Source organism: Bdellovibrio sp. HCB290, from assembly GCF_047305925.1.
In the GTDB taxonomy this organism is placed as follows: Bacteria; Bdellovibrionota; Bdellovibrionia; order Bdellovibrionales; family Bdellovibrionaceae; genus Bdellovibrio.
The window spans coordinates 1773841-1797196 of sequence record NZ_CP178620.1 but is presented as its reverse complement, the minus strand read 5'-3'; the positions used below and the strand labels follow the sequence as shown (position 1 = coordinate 1797196).

The following is a 23356-nucleotide window of genomic DNA, read 5'->3' as shown; positions in this document are numbered from 1 at the left end:
TCAAACCTTACAGAAGACTTTCTGAGATCTTTTCCAGAAATCCCGGGGTGAAATTACCAGATTTTGTCTTCACCTCATCCCAGATTTTCTCTCGGAGATAACGGAAGCCTATGGACTTTTCGTGCATCGTCGTGCGGGTCCCGAGATCGATCAATTCTCCAAACCGAATCAAAGACGCCTCGACCGGAACCATGTCAAACGGCGTCTGACTTGGGAAACCTCTCTCATCCGCTCGTTCGTGTACACAAACCATAATGGCTTTGACCTGCTCACTCACTGGTATTTTTTTAAAGAGACAACGATTCAAAGACATCATCGGGTGTTTTCGATACTCATCCATTTGCTGTGGATCCAGTGCCGACTCTCCAGATTTCAAAAACAACTGATAGGTTTCGTTCGGAATATCAAACAAACCTACGTCACACAATAATCCTGCCAGAAAGGCATCGACGGGATTTCCCACTCCGGATTTTTGGGAAATATAAGCGGCATAGGCGCCAACCCATGGGCTTCGCCATTTGTTGAAAAGATCATTATCCATGGATTCAAGCAAAGCATCCCAAAGGTTTTCTTCACTCTTCATGGTTTCCACAAATACCTGAACTGATTTTACAAGTTGTTCATAAATCGAATTGATTTCTGTATCTGTCGCCGTCTTGAATTCAAACAAAGTCACTTCACTCAACTCTGCCCAAAGGGCTGCAATTGCAGTAAAATGGGCACGAACTCTTTTTCGCAGGGACATACCGGAGAGGTCGAAATATGTGCTGATATATTCGAGATAAACCTGAGCCTCGGCCCCTTGAATTAAAAAGCCACCCTTGGTCAGCATTTTCTGATACTTCGAATCAGATAAAATAACTCCGCGAAACGCCACTCCCATGATTCTTTGATTTGCCGGCATTCGCACAAACACTGTAAACGGCAGAGTCGTCATGGAAAACAAATCCGTTGGCAAAATATCAAAAAACTGCGCCCGGCATTTTAACAGAAGCATGTATTCAAATTTAAAGTTCTGAAAGAAATCCAGCGGAGTGATCAAAATCACGCGGGAAAATTTTGGACCGGAAAATTTATTTTTATCGGGAGCTTCATGAGTAAGAGTGAATATGGTGGATAAAGGAAATCTTTCCACCAATCCCAGAATGCGTTCTGAAAAGGCCCCGATATGTTCAGACTCTTCTTGTGCAACAACAATAACGACTGCTCTCTGTGTTTCGAAAGGACGATTCTTAACATCATCTAATGCGAGAACGTGACGAAAGGTGAAACCGTGGGTTGAAATTAGGCTGCGAACACGAGACAGCACATCCTCTCGCTGACTTAACAGCAAAAGCTCCAATTTCTGTCGAAAAAAAATCGCAGGACGTTTTTCAGCCATAAACACTAATATGTTACGCCATACCTCTACTTGCTACCAGAAAATCCTGAAACTAAATTGACAATCTAGATCCACGCCAGAATTCTAATACTATGAAAACAATCATCACTTCCCTACTTTCAATTTTGTTCTCCTTCTCCGCAAACGCTACCCTTCTTAAAACCGAAGCCAGCACAAACAAACTGGAAACAGTCACACTATCCTCCGCTGCTACGACAAATGTTGAGGGAGCAGAGATCAAACTTAGCGAGGTAGGTGCGGGACTTCGAGCAAAAAAAGTGGTCTTGGTAAATGTTAAGGTATACGTCGGCGAACTTTATGTCGCGGATCCAGCAAAACTCAACAAGGCCGACCCACTTAGTTCTATGAAGGACCAGCAGGCCGTAGCAATTCAACTTCACTTCCTACGCGAGGTGGATGCAGACAATGTACAAAAATCCTTTAAGGAAGCATTAAAAACCAATTCAGTTAGTCTGGACGATTCATCAGTAAAACAATTCCTTGATGCCGTTTCAAAAGGTGGCGAAGCCGAAAAAGGAAAAGCTCTGACAATCCTCGGAACACGCCTAAAAGATGGAGCCGAAAAAATCTCCTATGAAACAACTACTGGGAGCATCACAGAAATCAAAGGTCCAGCCGGCTTGATCGAGAAAGTCTTTTCCATTTGGCTGGGCAAGCCTTCGGATGATGGAGTCGCTCAACTTAAAAAATCCATGTTAAAGTAGTTGTTCATAGCTTTTCCCACAAATGGGGCTGACCGCCAGATTTTTTCAGCGCCTCGCGCCGACCTAAGTCAACGCCAGATTGATTCATTCAATTCTGCCTGATTCTCTCAGCAAAAGGGCAGATCACACTCGCTTCCTTCGCAGAGTCCCTGGTGTTTGTTGACAAAAGCCCCACAAGAAAGCTCCGTAATTTGAATTACATCATAAAATATCCAGAGGCATTGTTTAAAAAAACAGCTCTCCCTTGAGAGTCGAACTTGCCGATATTTAAAAGGATGTTTTAAATGAAAATATTCTGCTTTGCACCTGTTCTTAGAAAAGGTTCCTACAACAAAAAACTCATTCGCATCGCCAAGTCCTTTGCAGAAGAATTCCCAGGAGCTGAGGTTGAATTGTGTGAATTCAATGATTTTCCGATGCCCGTCTATGATGGCGACCTGGAAACCGGAGTTGGAATCCCCGAGGGAGTTAATAAACTCGCAGAAAAGATCAACGGAGCTGATGCCATCATTATTTCCTCCCCGGAATACAACGGCGGCATGCCGGGACCGTTTAAAAATGCCGTAGACTGGCTGTCCCGGCTTAAACCCGTTCCGTTGCATAGCAAGCAGATCCTGCTGATTGGTGCCTCTATAAGTCAATTTGCCGCGATTAAAGGCAACTTTCACAGCCGGGTGCCGTTGCACGTGTTAAATGCTTTTGTATATCCAGACTACTTTGGGGTGGCCTTTGCCGAAACGGCTTATGATGAACAAGATCAACTCAAAGACCAAAAACAGACCGAACGCCTTAAAAAACTTGTTCACAGCTTTCTTCAGTATGCTTCAAGAAGCGAAACGCCCTTCGACAGACTCACCGAGTTTTTTGACGAGCAAAAACAAAGTCATAACGAAAATCATCCGCACTGATCAAAAAAAAAGACCGAAGATTTTCTTCGGTCTTTTTCGTTCTTCTGTTTTACTTTTTCTTATTTATTATCCGGAATTCCTATTCACAGCAGACCTTGCCCGAAGCTCTACCGCCGGCGTGATCACCATTTTTTCAGGAACCGTTTTCATCTCTTTTACTTCAGTTTCAGCTGCGACTTGATCCACAGGTTTTTCGCCTGAGAAGTTCAACATCACAACACCTAAAATAATCAATGAAGTAGCCAGCACCTTTTGCATTGGCAGTGGTTCATTGAACATAACAAGTCCTAGCACCGCCATAATAGCGGTACCAACCCCCGCCCAGATGGCATAAACCACACTGACTGGCAGAGTTTTAAGTGCAAACGTGATACAGAAAAAAGAAATAGCAAAACATAGAACCATTAACACCGATGGAATCAGCCGCGTGAACCCATCTGCGTATTTCATACCGATCGTACCCAGGATCTCGAAAATTATTGCCGCCGCAAGATATGCATATGGCATAAAGCACCGTTTAGGATGACCTTTCTTGTCGTTTATTCAGTTTTTAGTTCCCTTGCCCAGATGACTCTCTGGGAGATCTTTTTTTGAATCCATGCGGAAAAAAGACTTAAAAAAGCGAACAGGAAGAATATTCCTGTCTTTTGATATGATTAGAATATCATGGCAGCTGACAAAAAGCTCTCGCGACTGGACTAATATTATTTAACGTCGTAAATACAACAACTTAGCTTGCTTCCCGATATCAAACCGAGACATTCACTTTGATAATTTAGATGTGACTTCTGTATTGGTTTTAGGCATATTTCAGCCCCAAAATAAATATGAATCTGTTTGATGTTTACCCATAAAAAAACCCGATCTGTTTCCAGACCGGGTTCGAGTAAAAAAGAGCTGGCGTCGTGCTACTCTCCCACATGGTCGCCCATGCAATACCATCGCCGCAAGAGGACTTAACTTCTGAGTTCGGAATGGGATCAGGTGTGGCCCCTCTGCTATAAACACCAGCAAAGCGTTTATTAAAACAAAGATGAAGTACGTTTATACTTCGTCGTTCTTCTTTGCAACTTACTTCCAATACAAATGGAGAAGTTACTTTCTATTTCAGACAACTGAATGATTGATTTAATTGATTTTTAGCGAGTTATCGTTAGTTCCAAGTTTTAACTCTCTTACTTATTCAGAGAGCTAGTCTCTCATTCCTAATTAAAGGAAGTCACTGAGACGAAATCTTCGTAACTTAAAAATTAGAAGAATATTTTTTTAAAAAAGCCTCACGACCTATTAGTACGGATCAGCTGAATACATTACTGTACTTACACCTTCCGCCTATCAACCTCGTAGTCTCCGAGGAGTCTTTAGGGGGCCGAAGCCCCAGTGAAATCTAATCTTGTAGTCTGCTTCCCGCTTAGATGCTTTCAGCGGTTATCAGTTCCGAACATAGCTACCCTGCATTGCTCTTGGCAGAACAACAGGAACACCAGAGGTTCGTCCATCCCGGTCCTCTCGTACTAAGGACAGGTCTACTCAAATTTCATGCGCCCACAGAAGATAAGGACCAAACTGTCTCACGACGTTCTGAACCCAGCTCGCGTACCACTTTAATTAGCGAACAGCTAAACCCTTGGGACCTGCTCCAGCCCCAGGATGTGATGAGCCGACATCGAGGTGCCAAACTCCATCGTCGATATGGACTCTTGGATGGAATAAGCCTGTTATCCCCGGAGTACCTTTTATCCGTTGAGCGATGGCCCTTCCACGCGGGACCACCGGATCACTTTGGCCTGCTTTCGCACCTGCTCGACTTGTAGGTCTCGCAGTCAAGCCCCCTTATGCCAATGCACTCGACGCCTGGTTTCCAATCAGGCTGAGGGGACCATCGCGCGCCTCCGTTACTTTTTGGGAGGCGACCGCCCCAGTCAAACTGCCCACCAGACAGTGTCCCTCTGCTCGTAAAGAGCAGCAGGTTAGATTTCAAAGGTGCCAAGGGTGGTATTTCAAGGTTGACTCCACAAGGGCTAGCGCCCCTGCTTCAAAGTCTCCCACCTATCCTACACATGCCAACTCTAAAATCACTGCCAAGCTACAGTAAAGGTTCACGGGGTCTTTCCGTCTTTCTGCGGGTACTCGGCATTTTCACCGAGAATTCAATTTCGCGAGGCATTTGGTCGAGACACCGGAGAAGTCGTTACGCCATTCGTGCAGGTCGGAACTTACCCGACAAGGAATTTCGCTACCTTAGGACCGTTATAGTTACGGCCGCCGTTTACTGGGGCTTCGATTCTCAGCTTCGCTTGCGCTAACTAATCCTCTTAACCTTCCAGCACCGGGCAGGCGTCAGTATGTATACTTCGTCTTGAGACTTTGCACATACCTGTGTTTTTGATAAACAGTCGCTACTCCCATTTCTCTGCGACCCGAAAAAGCTTGGGGAGTAAATCCTTACACTCTCGCGGGCACACCTTTTCCCGAAGTTACGGTGTTAAGTTGCCGAGTTCCTTGACCAAAATTCACCCCATCGCCTTAGGATATTCACCCCACTCACCTGAGTCGGTTTACGGTACGAGCTAACAAATCTAAATTTACGAAACTTTTCTTGGATACATGGCTTTTCTCACTTCCGGATCAAAGATCCTCGCATTCACGCCTCAGTGTTATGTGCCGCGGATTTGCCTACGACACCACCTACACGCTTACACCTCAATCCAATAAGAGGCTGAGATAGCCTATACCGTCATTCCTTAAACACAATTTGCTAGGTAACGGAATATTAACCGTTTTGCCATCGATTACGCCACTTGGCCTCATCTTAGGACTCGACTAACCCTGGGAAGATTATCTTTACCCAGGAATCCTTGAGTTTTCGGCGCCCGGGTTTTTCACCCGAGTTCAACGCTACTTATGTCAGCATGATCACTTCTAGTTCGTCCAGCTGTCCTACCGGTCAACCTTCATCCTACGCTAGAACGCTCCCCTACCACTAAAATATAAAATATCTTAATCCAAAGCTTCGGTAACACGCTTAGCCCCGTTGTATCTTCCGCGCAGAGTCACTAGACTAGTGAGCTATTACGCTTTCTTTAAAGGATTGCTGCTTCTAAGCCAACCTCCTAGTTGTCAAAGTAACTCCACAACGTTCTCCACTGAGCGTGCATTTAGGGACCTTAGCTGTTGGTCTGGGCTCTTTCCCTCTCGACTCATGACCTTATCACCCTGAGTCTGCCTGCTGAGGAACATATCTGTGGCATTCGGAGTTTATTTGGGTTTGGTAATCCGGTAAAGACCCCTAGCCCATTCAGTGCTCTACCTCCACGATACTTTTTACTCAACGCTATACCTAAATATATTTCGGGGAGAACCAGCTATCACCCAGTTTGATTGGCCTTTCACCCCTAATCACAGATCATCAAAAGAGTTTTCAACCTCAACTTGTTCGGTCCTCCACGAGGTGTTACCCTCGCTTCAACCTGTCCATGATTAGATCACCGGGTTTCGGGTCTATGCCTGCAAACTAAACGCCCTATTCAGACTCGCTTTCGCTACGACTACACCTTCAACGGCTTAATCTCGCTTGCAAACATAACTCGCTGACTCATTATGCAAAAGGTACGCTATCACCCACGTAAGGGGCTCTAACTGCTTGTAAGCTTACGGTTTCAGTTTCTATTTCACTCCCCTCTCGGGGTTCTTTTCACCTTTCCCTCACGGTACTTGTTCACTATCGGTCACTAAGGAATATTTAGCCTTATGAGGTGGTCCTCACAGATTCCCACAAAATTTCACGTGTTTTGTGGTACTCGGGATGCCGCTAGAGCCATTGAGCATTTCGAACACGGGGCTATCACCCTATCTTGCCAGACTTTCCAGACTGTTGTTCTATACTCTCCGGTCCCATATTGCGGTCCCACGACCCCTCAATCAAATAAATGATTAAGGTTTAGGCTGTTACCCGTTCGCTCGCCACTACTAGGGTAATCTCGGAATTGATTTCTTTTCCTGAGGGTACTGAGATGTTTCACTTCCCCTCGTTCGCTTCAGACACCTATGTATTCAGTGAATGATACCATAAAATGGTGGGTTTCCCCATTCGGAAATCTCCGGGTCAAAGTGTGTGTGCCACTACCCGAAGCTTATCGCAGCTTACCACGTCCTTCATCGCTTCTTAGTGCCAAGGCATCCACCGTAAGCCCTTTGTAGCTTTAAAAAATGGAACTAACCTCGCTAAAAATCAACTAAATCAATCTATTCAATTGTCAAAGAACGAAAACATTAAGTAGCAAAAACCTCTTTTGTGCCTCTAACAGACCAACTCAATTTGTTGAAAGTTGGTGGGCCAGGGAAGACTCGAACTTCCGACCCCACGCTTATCAAGCGTGTGCTCTAACCAACTGAGCTACTGGCCCATGTTAGATGCGCATAAGAGTTTTCACTCTCTCAAAACTAAACAGCTAGAAAAGATTTTTGGGACTCACCCACTCGGGAAGAGTGAGTTGACCTAAGATATGTGATTGCTTTTCTTCAAGATAAACTTGAAGTGCTGATCACCGTAATCCTTAGAAAGGAGGTGATCCAGCCGCAGGTTCCCCTACGGCTACCTTGTTACGACTTCACCCCAATCATCGACCATACCTTGGGCGCCTGCCTCCTTGCGGTTAGCGCAGCGACTTCTGGTACAACCAACTTTCATGGTGTGACGGGCGGTGTGTACAAGGCCCGGGAACGTATTCACCGCGGCATTCTGATCCGCGATTACTAGCGATTCCAACTTCATGGTCTCGAGTTGCAGAGACCAATCTGAACTTAGATAGCTTTTCTCCGATTAGCTCCATCTCGCGACTTCGCTTCAGTTTGTGACTACCATTGTAGCACGTGTGTAGCCCTAGGCATAAGGGCCATGAGGACTTGACGTCATCCCCACCTTCCTCCGGTTTAACACCGGCAGTCCATCTAGAGTGCCCAACTTAATGCTGGCAACTAAATGCAGGGGTTGCGCTCGTTGCGGGACTTAACCCAACATCTCACGACACGAGCTGACGACAGCCATGCAGCACCTGTGTACCGACCCTTGCGGGCGACGACGTTTCCGCCAATCTTCCAGTACATGTCAAGCCTAGGTAAGGTTCTTCGCGTTGCATCGAATTAAACCACATGCTCCACCGCTTGTGCGGGCCCCCGTCAATTTCTTTGAGTTTTAATCTTGCGACCGTACTCCCCAGGCGGGATACTTAACGCGTTAGCTTCGTCACTGAAGGGGTCAATACCTCCAACAACAAGTATCCATCGTTTATAGCGTGGACTACCAGGGTATCTAATCCTGTTTGATCCCCACGCTTTCGGGTCTGAGTGTCAGTGTGTAGCCAGATAGCCGCCTTCGCCACCGGTATTCCTCTTGATATCTACGTATTTTACCACTACACCAAGAATTCTACTATCCTCTCTACCACTCAAGCTACGCAGTATCAGATGCACTTCTAGGGTTGAGCCCTAGGCTTTCACACCTGACTTACATAGCCACCTACACCCGCTTTACGCCCAATAATTCCGAACAACGCTAGGATCCCTCGTCTTACCGCGGCTGCTGGCACGAAGTTAGCCGATCCTTTCTTGCAGGGTACATTCATTGTGTTATTCCCCTGCGACAGAGCTTTACGACCCGAAGGCCTTCATCACTCACGCGGCGTCGCTGCATCAGAGTTTCCTCCATTGTGCAATATTCCCTACTGCTGCCTCCCGTAGGAGTCTGGACCGTGTCTCAGTTCCAGTGTGACTGATCATCCTCTCAGACCAGTTAAAGATCGTCGCCTTGGTGAGCCGTTACCTCACCAACTAGCTAATCTTACGCGGACTCATCTTAGAGCGAAAAACCTTTGACCTCTTGAACCGCAGTTCTTGTGGTCTTATGCGGTATTAGCGAATCTTTCGATTCGTTATCCCCCACTCTAAGGCAGATTATCCACGCGTTACTCACCCGTGCGCCACTAGTACTCACCCGAAAGCTTTCCCCGTTCGACTTGCATGTATTAGGCACGCCGCCAGCGTTTGTTCTGAGCCAGAATCAAACTCTCCAGTTTAAATTCTGTATCAACCAAACTACTAGCTCTCGCTTGTATGTTTGTTCGAATATATTTAATTTGAAATTGTGAATACTAATTACTCAGTATTCAAAGAGCCCAAAAATCTATTTCTTCTAGCTATTCAGTTTTCAAAGAGCGAAACATTTCTTATCGTTAATGTTACTTAGCGACAAGGTAGACGGTTGTATCGAAGGCCTAAGACCTTGTCAACACCCAATCAAACTTTTTTCTCAATTTTTTTCAAAAAGAAAAATTCAGAAAATTGTTCGTTGGATTCAGCTGCCAGCAAAATCAAACTTTATTGAATACAAATCAATAAGTTAGGTCAGCTGTTTATGTTTGGTTTTTCAAACAACGCGGCGGTGAGGCTGAGTTATAGGCTCATTACACCAACCAGGCAAGGCCTTTTTTTATTATTTTCGATTGCAGTTTAATCGGGCAAAAAGTGCACTTTTTGCCGAGTTTATGGGCATAATCAGACTCCGCAGCGCTTCATGCTGAAATACCGGGCCCTAATATATAGGCAAAAGCTTAGATCCTTCTGCCATTAAACCTGAGAATGACTAAGAACAATGTCTTCCAACACCTTACATATATGTAAATCACCCTAGAATCCTAAGCACTGCCAATATCTTTCAGTACGAAACATTATCCACAAGGAGGATAGAATGAAAAAGAATGTACTTCTAATCGCGGCAGCTGTCGCTTTCACTGGTCACTTTGCATTTGCGGCCGATGCTGAAACTACACACAGCAAAACTACTGACACTTCAAAGAATCCAGTCACTGACACTGTAACAACAACCGAAAAAGAAACTTCGAAAATGAACGAAGGCGATAAAAAAATGGAGAAGAAAGCCAAAAAGAAGACGAAGAAGCACACTGACGGCTCTTCTAAAACAACGACAGAGACCGAAACGACTGAAAGCCACTAGCCTTCACGAAAAAAGGGCAGGAACTAATCCCGCCCTTTTTTTTTATTCACTTACCACGCTCCATGAATTCCAACGCCAGATGAACAGTTATGGCTCTCGACTTTTAACGATAACCTCTACATCACCGTCGCTCTCTGCCAATGGATTAAAAGTCACCGGATTATAGGCACGCTCCCGCTTCACGGATACGATGTCGGCTTTAAAAGTATTTTCTGAACTGACAGCCCTCACAAGACCCCGCTGTATTTCCTCACCTTCGTGACTGGAACTCTCTATTAAAGAATGAAAGTCGTTACCAGCTGCTGCCAGCGATAGACAAAATGTGACCCCAATGAACAGCACCAATCGTTGTATCATTACTCCCCCTGCTATGTTGTTTCATTAAGCAAGGAGCGCACCAGTGGGAATTTCGCAGTAATAGCAGCAGCTCGAATGAACAACAAACCACAAGCCAAGACAGATTTCATTTCTGTATCTACTTGTATATTGGTGGGTTTCCACAAAACCGCATAGGAAACACACATGTCCAAAACTTATTCACAACCGTTCTTATTAGGATACAGCTTATTGAATAACACGATTGGTAGTTGGTCTATTTTGAGATGCGCTTTTAATTGCACCAGATTTTTTTGCCTTACCGACACTTGCGGGGAATCTTGCCAAGGTCCTCTTTTGTTTTCTACTGGCGATGTACTTTTCAAATGTCAACAGTGGCTTCGCCGGAAGCTCCGTTATCCCCAGATAAGATGGCTTTACTGCGGCCGGCTGCTCCAAAGTGGTCATTGGCTCGGACATTGCCTCCTCTAGAACGGCGTATCTGGTGCTCTGATAGCGCGCAACTTGGTTTTTAACCTTCGCCGGAAGTGGCCCCAGGATATTTACCGTGTGAAGGACGAAAAGAAAGCTCAACAAAGAAGAGACAGAAAAGTTCATTAATCCACACCCCACCCATAAGTATAGAGTATCTGAAAAAGTCAGAATTTGTGTGGGGAATAAGATTACTCGCGTCTGGGAGTTTCATTGTGCGATGCTCGTGGAAACTCCGTTCAAAAAACATGAGTGCCGTTTACGAACCAAATGACCCGTTTGAAATAATGCAAAAGAGTGATCAAAGCTCCCCGGCAATGCAGCGCAAGTGAGATTCCACCGGATTACTTTTAGGAATAAACCAAAGCTGGAATTCCTGTTTTTGACCAGGAACCATATTGACTGCTGGAACAAGAATGTCAGGCTTTATCTTGGTGAGAGTCATTCCTTTGAAATTTGTGACCTTAATCTTTTTGGCAAAAAATGCCAATGTCACGCCTTTCTGTGCATGAGATTTTAGCATTACGATGGGATTCACCCCATCAACGCCGTATTCGAATTCTGCAGGTTTCTTTTCTGCTCCCACTGAGGCAGCCAGATTTATTCTTTTGCCATCCACAGTGCACACAACATCGGAAAAAGTGAGATTCTCCTTACCCGTGTACTTAGCCTCTTTAAGATAGGCTTTTACCGGGTAGTTTTTAAACTCTTCCCAGTTAAAATCACTCGCCGGCGTCAGATATAGCTCCAGGGAACCCAAATCGAAACTCACCGCTTCGACTGCTGTCTCAACATTTTCAATGTTCTTTTGTGTTCTACGGAGCCCCGACTTCGCACAGGCTGAAATTTCAGAATTTAAAATTTGCTTTATGGAAGCAATTTTTTCTTTTATCAAACTTGGAAGTGTGTACTGCTTATCTTCATAGAAATTTTCGCCTGCAGTAATGAATAATTTTAAAGCAGGGCAAAATTCCTTAAATTTTAAGGACGTCGCAAGAATCAGCTCATTTGTTCTTTTCTGCAACAGCTCACCATTGACCGCAGCAAGCACTCTTTGAGATTCCAATGGTGCAAGCATCGAGCTTCTTTTTAGTATCGCATCAAAAACAAGTGCTTGATCCGTTTCATCGAATCCATAACGAGCCGCAGACTGCTTGAATGCCTGGGCAAGGAGTCTGATTTCGACAAAATCTGCAGTGTTTAATTGAAGATCAATAGGCATCTTGCCTGCCTTCAATGCCTGGTAGAACGAAATTCCATCAGAATCTTTTGAATTGTATACGAGCTTATACAAAGCCTCTGACTCGGCAGTTGGTGTTTTAATACCTGCGAGATCCATTTTGAGCCTTATAACTGCATCGAATACTTTTGCCGAAATATCACGGGAGGATTTGACTTCCTGGGAATCGCCTTGTTGGGTCGGTTGCTGCGGCGATGATTGCTGATCTGTAATTTTCTGATCATACTTCACCACAGGATAACTCTGGAGATTTTTTATCGTACCTTCACTGGAATTCGTGGACTCCCGAGCGAACAAATCTGACTCATTATGAGACAGCAAATTGCCGTCACTGTTCGGTTGGCAGCCAGCTGTCAAGAATATGAAAGTGCTAATCAATATAGGCGTTCTCATGGTTTATTTTCCTATTCATACATATGCCAGTACCAGATTCATGCCCGCATTCTCCGATCCAAATATAATCATTTTTAAGTTTATAGTTTTTTCCAGGTGCATGACTAAATTTTGATCAAACCTGCAAACTCCATAGGGTTGATTTGAAAATATTTGTTTATTTAGTCAGGAGTGGTACATAGGGAACATGGAAAAAAGCGCAACTTTCGAAATCCCTTTTGCCAATATATCTGAACAGTATACAGAATCCCGCATGCTTTTGCGTGAGGCTTTAAAGGCCACGGGCCGCGTATACCTTTCCACGCGCTTTGATGACCACTTCTTTACACTTTCGAATATAGAACAGCTTAATCTTCTGCAAAGCCTGGAAAGCTGGTCGAAGTTTATCCTGGAGTTTGTGGCTTCCGGTGGTAACCACAAAAAAACAAGAGATGTTTTGCGCTATTATCTGTCCCGCCTGAATTTTACAGCCCCCGACAGCTTCTTAAATCAGATTCAGGACGGCGACGTTGTGGAAATTTATGGAAGTGATTCTCGCCGTTTGTTCGCGAACCCCGAACTGTTTGATTTCTCTTCTTATGCACCTGACGTGATGTTTTCCGGTCAATGGTGGAACTTGTATGAACGCGACCCTGCAATTTCTCAAAAACTGCAGGAAATCGGGTATGAAACCTTTATGGGTTTAAATAAAACAACTGTCCAGCCGAATATTCCTATCCACACAGTGAAGGAACTGCGCTCACAAGGCCGCTACACATCAGAAGTTCAGATTCGCGCGGTTGCACCAATTACTATTGGCACAACCGTGGTGGCAGTGGCAGCCTTGGAAACTTTTAGGCTGCTTGAGGGTGTGCGACCTTCGCACATTCATTCATAATTCTATAATAGATTTCCATGGACTCGCATAGATTCTGATAGATGTGGGCACGCTCTTGATCCGTCACTTTATCCACGGCTTTTAGGACGTCCTGAAAATGCTCCACATCTTCTTCTGCGTGCACTTTTAAGAACGTGTACCCTTTAATGCCAGCTGCCTTAATTCTGTTTAGAACTTTCGGTCCTGATTTTGCCGCAAGACCTTCCAGAAAAAGTGAATAGCCCAAGTGTGATGTGGGACCCACTTCCTTAATCCAGTAAAACTGTGTTTTCCAAAACACGTCCGTGAAACTGAACACAGAGGAAGCTTCACCGCGCATGAACTTCAGGTCGTTCTTGCTCATCTTTTCATGCCCCTCTTCTTCTTCTATATGATGCTCGAATTGCGCCTTAAGAGGATGATTCTTTGGCAACAAGTCGTTGCACAGATTTAGAAAAGTGGACGTATGTGCCACAAATGCATTCGTCTGAGCAACCCATGAGCTATAGAAATTTACATTCTCCCATGGCATGGTCTCGATGAAGTTACACATCTCATCAACTTTTTCTGTGGCTTTTTGGCGGAACTCTGCTGGCTTCATTGTATTCTCCTGTATAAGTTAAGCTGCGATTTTTGAAGATTGAGGTTTGCCGCCCCATAAAGCATCAACGGTTTTCTTAGTGAATTCGTCGGCCTCCCGGGGTGTTTCATGCTTACTCATCACCATGACTGAACAAAGATTGTTATACTTGCTGATTTGTGCAATTTCGGTAAAGCCAATCAGATCCCCCAGGAAGTTCACCTTGCGATCCATGCGAGCAATACCGAGGGCTCCTTCAAGGCCCAACTCCGCCATTACTTTAAGCCCTAATCTAACTATGAGCTCTGCCACCTTGGGCCCGCCGGCTTCTTTTGTGCGAAAACCTGGAGCCACCGTTAAGTACTCCATCGCTAAAAAGGAATTGATATTTTTTTCTTGAAGCTTAACTTTGGCTTCCTCCGACATTGCACGCACGTAAGAGTGTTCTAGACTACTGGACTCGCGCAGGTCGAAGGGACTGTATAAATGAAATCCAGCCACTTCATCATCCTTTAGTACGACTGCAATCACCCGAGCACGCTGAAACTCATCATGATTAAGCTTGGCTCCTCGCGAAGCGAGATCTGCCCCGAACTCGGTCGACCACAAGTGAAAACACTTGTTTACATAACTGATTTCCTGCTCGGTTTTGGCGCCAATAGTATAGATGAGGCGGTATGAAAAGTTCATGTAAAATCCTCTTGGTAATATTGATAGAAACATTGCTGTGTTTGCATAAACAACAACATGATGATACTTCGGATGTGCACACAAAAATGTTTAGAGGAGTTCTTAAGAAATGAGATCGTGCGGTGAATTTCTAGCCAAATGCCGAAAAGTCAAAGGTCTGTCTCAGACTCAAGTCGCAGGCATATTAGGCTATGAATCGGGCCAGTTTATTTCAAATTGGGAACGCAACAGGTCCCAGCCTCCAATTCCTGTCCTAAAAAGACTCGCAGATCTTTACGGAATCCCTCACGAAACTATCTTCAATTTTATACTGGAAAGACAGGTTTCGAAAATTTTCGAACAAACCTCCGCAAGAAGACTTGCTATGGAAGATTTGGATCGATCCATTGCGAGCGGCCTGCAGCAGCAGTAATTTGTTGCGGTGATGTCGTAGCTTAAGAGTATTCTCTCTATTCTGCACCTCCACCCCGGGTGTATTTTTCCGAACCCAGCGCCCCCATCATTGCTTATCCAAAATATATCGCCGATAAAGATATCAAGCACATGTTAGGAGACGGAACACATGGAGCTAGATCGGGAAACCACATGCAAATACTGTCTAAGTCCATCCAATGGATCGCAGTATTGTTGTGAGGCCTGCAGTATCCTGGATACACAAGTCGGACCACTGACTCTTGCTGCCAAGAACCCTTTCGCACACTTGGATCAATGTGAATTCACAAATCTCTACAAGCAAAATGCCGACAAAGACTATGACTACCTGATTTTCTGCGAAGGCATGCACTGCTCTTCTTGCGTGCACCTAGTGGAAAAGCTTCCGGAATTTTACCCTGGAGTTATAGAAGCTCGGGCAAATTTTGGCCAATCGACAGTGGCGATTCGGCTCTCCCCAAACGGATCCCTGGCAAAAGCGGCGCAATGTATATCAGAACTTGGTTATGTCCCTAAAATTCTGAGCGTCCAAGATAATATTCAGGACAAGTATACACAGGAAAATCGCACCTTCTTAAAACGGATTGCTGTTGCCGGTTTCTGTGCTGGGAACATCATGCTATTTACAATTCCAATTTATGCGGGACTTTCCGGAACATGGGAAAAGGTCTTCAATTCGATCGGATTGTTGTTATTCTTACCCATCCTGCTGTTTAGCGCGCAACCATTTTACCAAGGCTCATTGAATGCGTTAAAATTTCGCACTATCAACGTTGATTTACCTATTACTATCGCAATGCTAACGGGCTTCCTTCTGTCGACTTGGAACTTTGCTCACGGCCAAGGTGACATTTACTTTGATAGTACAGCGAGCTTTTTATTCCTGATTCTAAGCGCACGATATCTGCTTAAGAGAGTTCAACAAAACTATCTGGCACCAGCGCGGATGCAGACTTATTTTCAAGATCAAACATATGAGTGCCTTAATACGGAACCCTCGCTGTTGATTCCGTGGAATCATGTTCGACCTGGTGATATCTTAAAAATCAAACAGGGACAGACATTACCAACGGACTCAAAGCTGCTGAAATCTTCAGCTACTATTGACACTTCATTGTTCAATGGTGAATCCCTCCCACAAGTTTACACGGAAGGCATGACTCTTTTAGGAGGCACTCGCCTTTTGAGTGAAGTCGTTTCAGTTCAAGCGACAACATCATTTGAAAGCAGTCAGATTGGCAAGCTCTTCCAAGACCTGGACCAGCGAAGTTTTCAAAAAAGCTCTTTCGTCGGTTTAACAGAGCGCCTGGCCCAGAAATTAATTATTCTGGTTTTCGCATTGGCGGGAATCTTTGCATTGATTTACTCATTTGTGAATCCGATGGAGGCTTTACAACGAGCCCTGGCTTTGATCGTCGTTGCCTGCCCTTGCGCATTGGCTTTCGGTTCCCCGTTAACGTTGGGCCTTGCCATTAAGAAAGCTCAGCGCATGGGGATATTGATAAAAAATGCGAATAGCTTTGAGCAGCTTTTGAACATCAAGAATATCTTTTTCGACAAGACAGGAACTTTGACCGAAGGGTCCCTGTCGCTGACGAAGACAGTTCCGGAAATGATTCCGCATAGTCTGATGGAGATCATCCTGGCGCTTGAAGCGGTCTCGCACCATCCCGTGGCTTTTGCGATTCGCAAATCCTGGCCGGACGTAAATGCTGCAACTCATGGCACGGGAATCGAAGAAGTTCTTGGTCAGGGTGTGCGCGGCTACTTTGACGGAAATCTTTACGAAATCATGGCGGTGAACCTGACTGAAGAAACAGGCCCCATTGGAGTTGAGATCCTAAAAAATCACCAAAGCGTTTGCAGACTTTTCTTTTCAGATCGTCTGCGTGCCGACATTCCTTCGATCATCGTCAATCTGCAAAAGCGCGGTTTGGAGACGTTTTTAGTTTCCGGAGACAGAAATTTCCGTGCCCATGATACGGCCCTGGAATGCAACATCCCTCGAGCAAATGCATTTGGCGAGCTATCACCTCAAGGCAAGTTCGATTTGCTTAAAAACTACACACAAAGCTGCATGATTGGTGATGGCGCCAACGACACCCTTTCGCTACAACACGCAGACGTCGGAATCGCCGTCAAAGGCAGCGTGGATTTAAGCCTGCAGTATGCAGACATCTACTTCACCCGTGGGGGCTTACAACCTCTTTTGGATCTTTTCAGTTTGGCAGAACAGACACGCAGGATTCTTATCAGAACTCTGACTGTATCTTTGCTTTACAATCTTATCGGAGGCAGTGCTGCCTTACTGGGATTTATTGATCCGATGATGGCAGCGATCTTAATGCCGATCAGCTCTGCCTTGATCGTACTCACCTCGCTTTGGGGGATGAAATGAATATTTTAATACTTATGATTCCAATGGCTTTACTACTGGGTGTCGGTTTCCTGTACTCGTTCTTTTGGGCAAACTCCAAGGGACAATTCGACGACCTTGAGACCCCGGCCCACCGTATGCTTTTAGATGACAACGAAAGGACTGAACGTGAACACATCAAGTAATGTTGTAGAGAAAATCATCTATGACGACGATGTCGTAAAGAAATTCGCGATTGCCACAATGGCTTGGGCTGTCGCTGCATTTCTTTTCGGCCTCATTGCAGCAATCCAAATTCCATGGTGGCCGGCAAATCTGAATATGGAATGGTTAACCTTTGGAAGAATGCGACCGCTCCACACCAACGCGGCGATTTTCGCATTTGGTGGTAATGCCATTTTTGCCGGGATCTATCATTCTTCACAGCGCCTACTAAAAACGCGCATGTACTCGGACACCTTGTCGCGGATTCATTTCTGGGGCTGGCAGTTGATCATCGTTGCGGCAGCTATCACTCTGCCACTGGGATATTCCCAAGCCAAAGAGTATGCGGAGCTTGAGTGGCCGATTGACATCGCCATCGCTGCGGTTTGGGTCGTTTTTGCGGTGAATTATTTTATGACGATCCATCGTCGTCGCGAAAAACATCTGTACGTCGCTTTGTGGTTTTATATAGCAACCATCATCACAGTCGCAGTTTTACACATTGTGAACTCCATCGAAATTCCAGTGGCCTTTATGAAGTCCTATCCGGTTTATGCGGGTATTCAGGATGCCATGGTTCAATGGTGGTATGGGCATAATGCGGTTGCGTTCTTCCTGACGACTCCATTTTTGGGATTGATGTACTACTACATCCCTAAAGCGGCGAATCGCCCGGTTTATTCTTACCGTTTGTCGATCATCCACTTTTGGTCCCTGGTATTTATTTACATCTGGGCGGGCCCGCATCACTTGCTTTACACTTCTCTTCCTGAATGGGCGCAAACACTGGGCATGATTTTCTCGGTTATGTTGCTGGCTCCATCTTGGGGTGGGATGATCAATGGTCTATTGACCCTCAAGGGTTCTTGGCATTTGCTTCGTACGCAGCCTCTTTTGAAATTCTTCGTAGCTGCTTTAACATTCTACGGGATGGCGACATTTGAAGGGCCGTTGCTTTCAATTAAATCAGTCAGTGCCCTTGGTCACTATACGGATTGGATCGTCGGTCACGTGCATGGTGGTACTTTGGGTTGGAATGGCTTCCTGACTTTCGGGATGCTTTACTACATGATTCCGAAATTGTGGAAAACGAAACTTTACTCTAACAAACTTCTGGAAAATCACTTCTGGCTGGGACTTGCCGGAGTCATCGTTTACTACGTATCCATGGTTGTTGCGGGTATCACTCAAGGTTCCATGTGGAGAGCTGTTACTAAAGAGGGAACTCTGGTATACCCTGACTTTATGGAAACCGTAGTTCGTATCGTGCCATTGTATTGGGCGCGTGCCTTGGGCGGAACTCTGTTCCTGATTGGTTTCCTGTTGATGTGCTACAACATCTACATGACTATTAAACTTGCACCTAAGCAATCAAAAGAGCCGGACGCAGTTGAAGTCACTCGCACAGGTTATGATGAAGTTCCAACAACGGGGCATCGCAAACTTGAAGGCATGGGTTTCGTATTTTCGGTTCTGGCATTTCTTGCCATTGCGGTGGGTTCGTTCATTGAGATTTATCCAACTCTTTCGTTGCACAGATACATCAACCCAACTCAAGTAACGGATCCTTATACTCCTTTAGAACTTGCTGGTCGAGGCGTCTATGTACGCGAAGGTTGCTATGTCTGTCACTCGCAGCAAATTCGACCTATCGTTTCTGAAGTATTACGTTACGGACCGGCTTCGACTATCGAAGAATCCATGTGGGATCGTCCTTTCCAATGGGGGTCGAAACGTACGGGACCTGACTTGGCCCGTGTTGGTAAAAAGTATCCAAATCTATGGCACTTCAGCCATATGATCGATCCACGTGCCATCACACCAAACAGTATTATGCCGAACTATCCGTGGTTGGCTGACAAAGACACTAACTTCATACGCCTGCGCAAGGAAGTGTCTGTGATGAGACTTTTAGGTGTGCCTTATGATGACAACACTGCCGCTAATGCTGATGGTATAGCTCAAAAACAGGCAAAAGAAATTGCCGCAGACATTGAAGCGAACGGTGGCCCTCGTGGTATGGAGAAAAAAGAGATCATCGCACTGATTGCCTACCTTCAATCATTGGGTCAGAAAGGAAAAGCGCAATGAAACAACTAGGTTTAAAAGCTTTCACTGATACCTACCTGACGTCTTTTGGGCTTTTGATATTCTTTGTCTTTTTTGTTTGTGTTCTAATTTGGGTATTTCGCAAAGGCAGCAAGAACCACTATGGCGCTATGGAGAAGATGCCGTTGATGGATGAGGAGTTTTCAAATGCAAGACCAAAATGATCAAAAACCAACTGAGCACTTTCACGAATATGATGGCATCATTGAGCTTGATAATAATCTTCCGACGTGGTGGCTGTGGCTGTTCTTTATAACTATTATCTTTGGTGCCTTGTATTACCTGCACTATGAAATCGCAGGTGGCTTGACATTAAAAGATGAATTGGCCATTCACATGGCAGAACTTGAAAAACAAAAGTCCGAACACATGGCTGCAGCTCCGGCAGAGACCGAGGAGTCACTGATGGAAGCATTTGACAAGGTTGATGCCAACTTGGGTGTGGGCGTTTTCACAAGCAAATGTGCTGCTTGTCATGGACAAGCCCTTCAAGGCTTGATTGGTCCCAACTTAACAGACCATTATTGGATTCATGGAAAAGGCACCCGCATGGACATCGTAAAAGTGATCCGCGACGGCGCACCTGAAAAAGGCATGCCTCCTTGGGGATCAAGTTTAAAACGCGAGGAGCTTTACGCCACAGCGAAGTATATAATGTCCAAATTAGACTCTAAGCCTGCTGGTGCCAAACCACCACAAGGAGAAGAAGCGAAATGACCTTAGATCCAAACCTTCTTACCTCAGTTGATGAACATGGTGATCGTATTGCGATCATCCCGGCAGAGGTGAAAGGTTTCTACAAACGGCATCGCACATGGGTGCATGCCGTTTTGTTGGTGGTTTTCCTGTTACTTCCATGGACCACGATTCGCGGGGTCCAAACGATTCTGATCAATATTCCGGACCGCGAGTTTTCATTCTTTGGAATTTTATTCCACGCCCATGACACTCCCCTGTTGTTTTTTATTCTAGGCACAATAGTTCTTGGACTGGCTTTTGTAACTTCAGTTTGGGGCCGTGTATGGTGTGGCTGGGCTTGCCCACAAACTGTGTTTATTGAAGCTGTATTTCGCCGCATTGAAAAATGGACTGAAGGCGGCTACATCGAACGTCGCAAACTTCGCGCGGAGCCGTGGACTTTTACCAAAATCAGAAAAACCGGAAGCAAATGGATTCTTTTTGTTCTGGTTTCTTCGTTGATCGCTCACAGTTTTATTGCCTACTTTGCAGGTGCAAAGAATCTGCTATTGATGATGGAACAACCTCCTTCTGAAAACTGGAGCTATTTCCTTTTGGTTTCCATCGTGACCGCTTTGGTGCTTTTTGACTTTGCCTGGTTCCGCGAACAGTTTTGCGTAATCATGTGCCCATATGGACGCTTTCAATCACTTCTTATTGATAATAAATCCCTGGCAGTTATTTACGACACCAAACGCGGCGAACCTCGTCGTGGTCAGGTGCCTGCAGGCAAGGAACAAGGCGACTGCATTGCCTGCAATCGCTGTGTCAACGCCTGCCCGACCGGTATTGATATTCGTAACGGTCTGCAAATGGAATGCATCGCTTGCACCGCTTGTGTTGATGCCTGTGACGAAATCATGGAGAAAGTGAATAAACCCAAAGGACTTATTCGCTACGACACTTTGGATTTCAGTAAAATCAAACTGACCAGACCGCGACCGATGGTCTATATGGCGGTGTTGCTAATGCTGATCTCGGGACTGACCTACGCCATCACCAACCGTGATGCTTTTCACTGGACTCTGCTGCGTGGACAGGGACTACCGTATTCCTATATTCAGGTCGATGATCGCAAAGACATTATTCAGAATCAATACAAGATCCATATTCAAAATCAGGAACGAGTTCCTACTGAGTATAGACTTTCTTTGGATGAGGACGTTATCAAGGCTGGCGCTGTATTGACGATTGGGGAAAATCCATTGTTACTGCAAGCTCACGAAGCCCGCGAGTGGTATTTCTTTGTGCGACTTCCTGAAGGAATGTTTAAAGGAACTTCTGGACAGATTAAAACCAAGGTTCGAATCGAAAGCCGCCACGACAATACAATCAATCACAGTGAAAAAGAACTGATCCTGGTGGGGCCACGACAATGAACTCGGGAGTCATTCTTGCCATTGGAATACTAAGCACAAGCTTTCTGGGAAGCTGGCACTGCGCTGCCATGTGCAGTCCAATTGCCTGCCTGATGGGAGAAAGAAAGTCCTTGTTGAGCTATCATCTGGGTCGTTTGGTTTCTTATGTCACACTAGGCGTTTTAGCTGGCGGCATGGGGCAGTTCTTACTGGCGTCGCAGTATGCGTGGCTGCGTTCGGCTTCAGCGGTTATTTTCGCGTTGGTTTTGTTCAGTATGGGGCTTCGTCTGATTGCTCCCCGCTGGGGGAATAAGATTACTCCCAAAGTGGATCCCCATGGTTTGATCAAAGTATTTCGTCAGCTTCGCAAGTTTCACTTAAATCAGTCTGGATTTGTCGTGGGCATTCTTACGGGTTTGTTACCTTGTGGCTGGCTATACACCTATGTCACAGCGGCGGTTGCTTTACAAAGTCCGGTGATGGGTGGAGCGTTGATGTTTTTATTTTGGGTCGGAGGTCTTCCCGCTTTGGCTATTTTGCCGGCTATGATTCAAAATGGACTTCGGCAGATTCCTTTACGCCAACAAAGAATTGCGGGTTTTATATTGGTCGCGGCTTCGGGTTACTCGCTTTGGAGCTTCTTTTTCTTTTCGCACCATGGATGATCACTGAGGCACATATATTTGCAGAGCGTTCGGCAAAATTTCCACGTTTACCGGAGTTTTGGTTTTCACATCACCATCAACATCCACATTCATTGGCCGCTTTGTCATAATTTCTATTTTCTTTCCAGAAAATTCCGTAACGGGATGAGTGTTTTTAAATCTTCCCGTCAATAAGGACGGCACTAGCGTGATCGCGTGCCACCATTTCTCGACTTCTGTACTAAGGGCATGCAAAGTTTGATCATCCAAACTTGCCGCTTCATGAATGACAAGTCCATTTCCATAGTTTCTGCCGTTACAAACTGTAAGTTGCCAGGAATAGGCGACATGCACCTCGCCGTCGCAGCGTACATGGACCCGAAACGGCTTCATTCGTTTGGCCAACTGCAATGCAGTCATAACAAATGCAAAAACACCAAATACTCTTTTCAACTTTGAAGGTACGGCGCGGTTCACCTGAGTACTTAGCCCCATTCCGATGACGTTAACAAAAGGAATACCGTTGGCAACACCGACATCAATTCTTCTAACCTGTCCCTTATTCAACAGGGACAACGCCTCTTTAAAGTCCGATGGAATATTCATTGTGCGAGCAAGATTATTAGCCGTTCCACAGGGAATCACCAGCAATATAAGTTGATACTTTATCAAGCATGGCAGTACATCATTAATGGTGCCGTCCCCGCCGCCGATTAAAACAATTGGTTTTTGTTTTTGAAACCTTTCGATGGTGTCGCTCATCTTTTCCTTGTCACCACCCAAACTGAAATTCAACACATTATACCCTTGGTCTTTCAGCCAATTTTCAATTTCAGCTTCAAGTTGACTGCCTTGACGGGCGTTCGGATTGACTAAAACTAATATATTTTTCATAACAATAA

At 45.3% G+C, this 23356-nt stretch carries 20 protein-coding genes, 1 tRNA gene and 3 rRNA genes; 12 read left to right on the top strand and 12 right to left on the bottom strand.

What is annotated here, in order from left to right; translation table 11 throughout:
* Positions 1–7: 7 nt before the first annotated feature.
* On the bottom strand, positions 8–1381 hold the full coding sequence (locus tag ACLVWU_RS08890) for an HD domain-containing phosphohydrolase (RefSeq protein ID WP_413578635.1): 1374 nt from the start codon (positions 1379–1381) through the stop codon (positions 8–10).
* Between the two features lie 92 nt (positions 1382–1473).
* Between ACLVWU_RS08890 and ACLVWU_RS08885 the strand changes: the two genes are divergently transcribed.
* The gene (locus ACLVWU_RS08885; RefSeq protein ID WP_413578634.1) at positions 1474–2106 is read left to right on the top strand and encodes a chalcone isomerase family protein; all 633 of its coding nucleotides are present in this window, start codon (positions 1474–1476) and stop codon (positions 2104–2106) included.
* 284 nt (positions 2107–2390) lie between these two features.
* Positions 2391–3014, top strand: coding sequence for an NADPH-dependent FMN reductase (locus tag ACLVWU_RS08880; protein WP_413578633.1), 624 nt, complete (start codon positions 2391–2393; stop codon positions 3012–3014).
* Between the two features lie 66 nt (positions 3015–3080).
* On the opposite strand, the gene ACLVWU_RS08875 is transcribed toward ACLVWU_RS08880, so the two are convergent.
* The 5 genes from ACLVWU_RS08875 to ACLVWU_RS08855 all read right to left on the bottom strand — a co-directional run bounded on the left by ACLVWU_RS08875 (position 3081) and on the right by ACLVWU_RS08855 (position 9088).
* Positions 3081–3521, bottom strand: coding sequence for a DMT family transporter (locus ACLVWU_RS08875; RefSeq protein ID WP_413578632.1), 441 nt, complete (start codon positions 3519–3521; stop codon positions 3081–3083).
* A 388-nt stretch (positions 3522–3909) separates the two neighbouring features.
* Positions 3910–4026, bottom strand: a 5S ribosomal RNA gene (gene rrf, locus ACLVWU_RS08870).
* A gap of 254 nt (positions 4027–4280) precedes the next feature.
* Positions 4281–7221: ribosomal RNA gene (locus ACLVWU_RS08865) — 23S ribosomal RNA — on the bottom strand.
* 122 nt (positions 7222–7343) lie between these two features.
* Positions 7344–7420, bottom strand: a tRNA-Ile gene (locus ACLVWU_RS08860).
* Positions 7421–7574: 154 nt separating this feature from the next.
* Positions 7575–9088 (bottom strand): 16S ribosomal RNA (locus ACLVWU_RS08855).
* The 16S, 23S and 5S rRNA genes sit together here with 1 tRNA gene alongside, the layout of an rRNA operon.
* A gap of 671 nt (positions 9089–9759) precedes the next feature.
* On the opposite strand from ACLVWU_RS08855, the gene ACLVWU_RS08850 reads away from it, so the two are divergent.
* Complete coding sequence (locus ACLVWU_RS08850) at positions 9760–10026, top strand: hypothetical protein (RefSeq protein WP_413578631.1); 267 nt, start codon at positions 9760–9762, stop codon at positions 10024–10026.
* Positions 10027–10113: 87 nt separating this feature from the next.
* Here ACLVWU_RS08850 and ACLVWU_RS08845 read toward each other — a convergent pair whose 3' ends face one another.
* The 3 genes from ACLVWU_RS08845 to ACLVWU_RS08835 form a co-directional block, all read right to left on the bottom strand.
* A complete protein-coding gene (locus tag ACLVWU_RS08845) occupies positions 10114–10383 on the bottom strand; it encodes a hypothetical protein (RefSeq protein WP_413578630.1) in 270 nt (89 codons plus the stop codon).
* Positions 10384–10590: 207 nt separating this feature from the next.
* Positions 10591–10959 (bottom strand): hypothetical protein, encoded by a 369-nt coding sequence (locus ACLVWU_RS08840; protein WP_413578629.1) that lies wholly within the window; start codon positions 10957–10959, stop codon positions 10591–10593.
* A gap of 175 nt (positions 10960–11134) precedes the next feature.
* On the bottom strand, positions 11135–12466 hold the full coding sequence (locus tag ACLVWU_RS08835) for a hypothetical protein (protein WP_413578628.1): 1332 nt from the start codon (positions 12464–12466) through the stop codon (positions 11135–11137).
* Between the two features lie 187 nt (positions 12467–12653).
* Between ACLVWU_RS08835 and ACLVWU_RS08830 the strand changes: the two genes are divergently transcribed.
* Positions 12654–13343, top strand: coding sequence for a hypothetical protein (locus ACLVWU_RS08830; RefSeq protein WP_413578627.1), 690 nt, complete (start codon positions 12654–12656; stop codon positions 13341–13343).
* Here ACLVWU_RS08830 and ACLVWU_RS08825 read toward each other — a convergent pair.
* Positions 13300–13923 (bottom strand): hypothetical protein, encoded by a 624-nt coding sequence (locus tag ACLVWU_RS08825; RefSeq protein WP_413578626.1) that lies wholly within the window; start codon positions 13921–13923, stop codon positions 13300–13302. The two genes, ACLVWU_RS08830 and ACLVWU_RS08825, sit on opposite strands and share 44 nt — an antisense overlap.
* 18 nt (positions 13924–13941) lie before the next feature.
* Positions 13942–14592, bottom strand: a complete 651-nt coding sequence (locus ACLVWU_RS08820) for a hypothetical protein (RefSeq protein WP_413578625.1) — start codon at positions 14590–14592, stop codon at positions 13942–13944.
* A gap of 109 nt (positions 14593–14701) precedes the next feature.
* Between ACLVWU_RS08820 and ACLVWU_RS08815 the strand changes: the two genes are divergently transcribed.
* From ACLVWU_RS08815 to ACLVWU_RS08780, 8 genes are all read left to right on the top strand, one after another.
* Complete coding sequence (locus ACLVWU_RS08815; RefSeq protein ID WP_413578624.1) at positions 14702–15004, top strand: helix-turn-helix domain-containing protein; 303 nt, start codon at positions 14702–14704, stop codon at positions 15002–15004.
* Between the two features lie 150 nt (positions 15005–15154).
* Complete coding sequence (locus tag ACLVWU_RS08810) at positions 15155–17422, top strand: heavy metal translocating P-type ATPase (RefSeq protein ID WP_413578623.1); 2268 nt, start codon at positions 15155–15157, stop codon at positions 17420–17422.
* Positions 17419–17586, top strand: coding sequence for a cbb3-type cytochrome oxidase assembly protein CcoS (ccoS, locus tag ACLVWU_RS08805; protein WP_413578622.1), 168 nt, complete (start codon positions 17419–17421; stop codon positions 17584–17586). The genes ACLVWU_RS08810 and ccoS overlap by 4 nt, the downstream gene beginning before the upstream one ends.
* Complete coding sequence (ccoN, locus tag ACLVWU_RS08800) at positions 17570–19696, top strand: cytochrome-c oxidase, cbb3-type subunit I (RefSeq protein ID WP_413578621.1); 2127 nt, start codon at positions 17570–17572, stop codon at positions 19694–19696. The genes ccoS and ccoN overlap by 17 nt, the downstream gene beginning before the upstream one ends.
* Positions 19693–19878 (top strand): cbb3-type cytochrome oxidase subunit 3, encoded by a 186-nt coding sequence (locus ACLVWU_RS08795; protein WP_413578620.1) that lies wholly within the window; start codon positions 19693–19695, stop codon positions 19876–19878. Before ccoN ends, ACLVWU_RS08795 begins: the two co-directional genes overlap by 4 nt.
* Entirely contained in the window at positions 19862–20431 is a 570-nt protein-coding gene (locus ACLVWU_RS08790) for a cbb3-type cytochrome c oxidase N-terminal domain-containing protein (protein WP_413578619.1), read from the top strand. The genes ACLVWU_RS08795 and ACLVWU_RS08790 overlap by 17 nt, the downstream gene beginning before the upstream one ends.
* The gene (gene ccoG, locus ACLVWU_RS08785; protein ID WP_413578618.1) at positions 20428–21831 is read left to right on the top strand and encodes a cytochrome c oxidase accessory protein CcoG; all 1404 of its coding nucleotides are present in this window, start codon (positions 20428–20430) and stop codon (positions 21829–21831) included. Before ACLVWU_RS08790 ends, ccoG begins: the two co-directional genes overlap by 4 nt.
* On the top strand, positions 21828–22475 hold the full coding sequence (locus ACLVWU_RS08780) for a sulfite exporter TauE/SafE family protein (protein ID WP_413578617.1): 648 nt from the start codon (positions 21828–21830) through the stop codon (positions 22473–22475). Before ccoG ends, ACLVWU_RS08780 begins: the two co-directional genes overlap by 4 nt.
* On the opposite strand, the gene ACLVWU_RS08775 is transcribed toward ACLVWU_RS08780, so the two are convergent.
* Entirely contained in the window at positions 22476–23348 is an 873-nt protein-coding gene (locus ACLVWU_RS08775; protein WP_413578616.1) for a lipid kinase, read from the bottom strand.
* Between the last annotated feature and the right edge of the window lie 8 nt (positions 23349–23356).

Bases quoted from the DNA above. Each gene is read 5' to 3' on its own strand.
- ACLVWU_RS08890 (WP_413578635.1), bottom strand. From the start codon at position 1,381: ATGGCTGAAAAACGTCCTGCGATTTTTTTTCGACAGAAATTGGAGCTT.
- ACLVWU_RS08885 (WP_413578634.1), top strand. From the start codon at position 1,474: ATGAAAACAATCATCACTTCCCTACTTTCAATTTTGTTCTCCTTCTCC.
- ACLVWU_RS08880 (WP_413578633.1), top strand. From the start codon at position 2,391: ATGAAAATATTCTGCTTTGCACCTGTTCTTAGAAAAGGTTCCTACAAC.
- ACLVWU_RS08875 (WP_413578632.1), bottom strand. From the start codon at position 3,521: ATGCCATATGCATATCTTGCGGCGGCAATAATTTTCGAGATCCTGGGT.
- ACLVWU_RS08850 (WP_413578631.1), top strand. From the start codon at position 9,760: ATGAAAAAGAATGTACTTCTAATCGCGGCAGCTGTCGCTTTCACTGGT.
- ACLVWU_RS08845 (WP_413578630.1), bottom strand. From the start codon at position 10,383: ATGATACAACGATTGGTGCTGTTCATTGGGGTCACATTTTGTCTATCG.
- ACLVWU_RS08840 (WP_413578629.1), bottom strand. From the start codon at position 10,959: ATGAACTTTTCTGTCTCTTCTTTGTTGAGCTTTCTTTTCGTCCTTCAC.
- ACLVWU_RS08835 (WP_413578628.1), bottom strand. From the start codon at position 12,466: ATGAGAACGCCTATATTGATTAGCACTTTCATATTCTTGACAGCTGGC.
- ACLVWU_RS08830 (WP_413578627.1), top strand. From the start codon at position 12,654: ATGGAAAAAAGCGCAACTTTCGAAATCCCTTTTGCCAATATATCTGAA.
- ACLVWU_RS08825 (WP_413578626.1), bottom strand. From the start codon at position 13,923: ATGAAGCCAGCAGAGTTCCGCCAAAAAGCCACAGAAAAAGTTGATGAG.
- ACLVWU_RS08820 (WP_413578625.1), bottom strand. From the start codon at position 14,592: ATGAACTTTTCATACCGCCTCATCTATACTATTGGCGCCAAAACCGAG.
- ACLVWU_RS08815 (WP_413578624.1), top strand. From the start codon at position 14,702: ATGAGATCGTGCGGTGAATTTCTAGCCAAATGCCGAAAAGTCAAAGGT.
- ACLVWU_RS08810 (WP_413578623.1), top strand. From the start codon at position 15,155: ATGGAGCTAGATCGGGAAACCACATGCAAATACTGTCTAAGTCCATCC.
- ccoS (WP_413578622.1), top strand. From the start codon at position 17,419: ATGAATATTTTAATACTTATGATTCCAATGGCTTTACTACTGGGTGTC.
- ACLVWU_RS08795 (WP_413578620.1), top strand. From the start codon at position 19,693: ATGAAACAACTAGGTTTAAAAGCTTTCACTGATACCTACCTGACGTCT.
- ACLVWU_RS08790 (WP_413578619.1), top strand. From the start codon at position 19,862: ATGCAAGACCAAAATGATCAAAAACCAACTGAGCACTTTCACGAATAT.
- ccoG (WP_413578618.1), top strand. From the start codon at position 20,428: ATGACCTTAGATCCAAACCTTCTTACCTCAGTTGATGAACATGGTGAT.
- ACLVWU_RS08780 (WP_413578617.1), top strand. From the start codon at position 21,828: ATGAACTCGGGAGTCATTCTTGCCATTGGAATACTAAGCACAAGCTTT.
- ACLVWU_RS08775 (WP_413578616.1), bottom strand. From the start codon at position 23,348: ATGAAAAATATATTAGTTTTAGTCAATCCGAACGCCCGTCAAGGCAGT.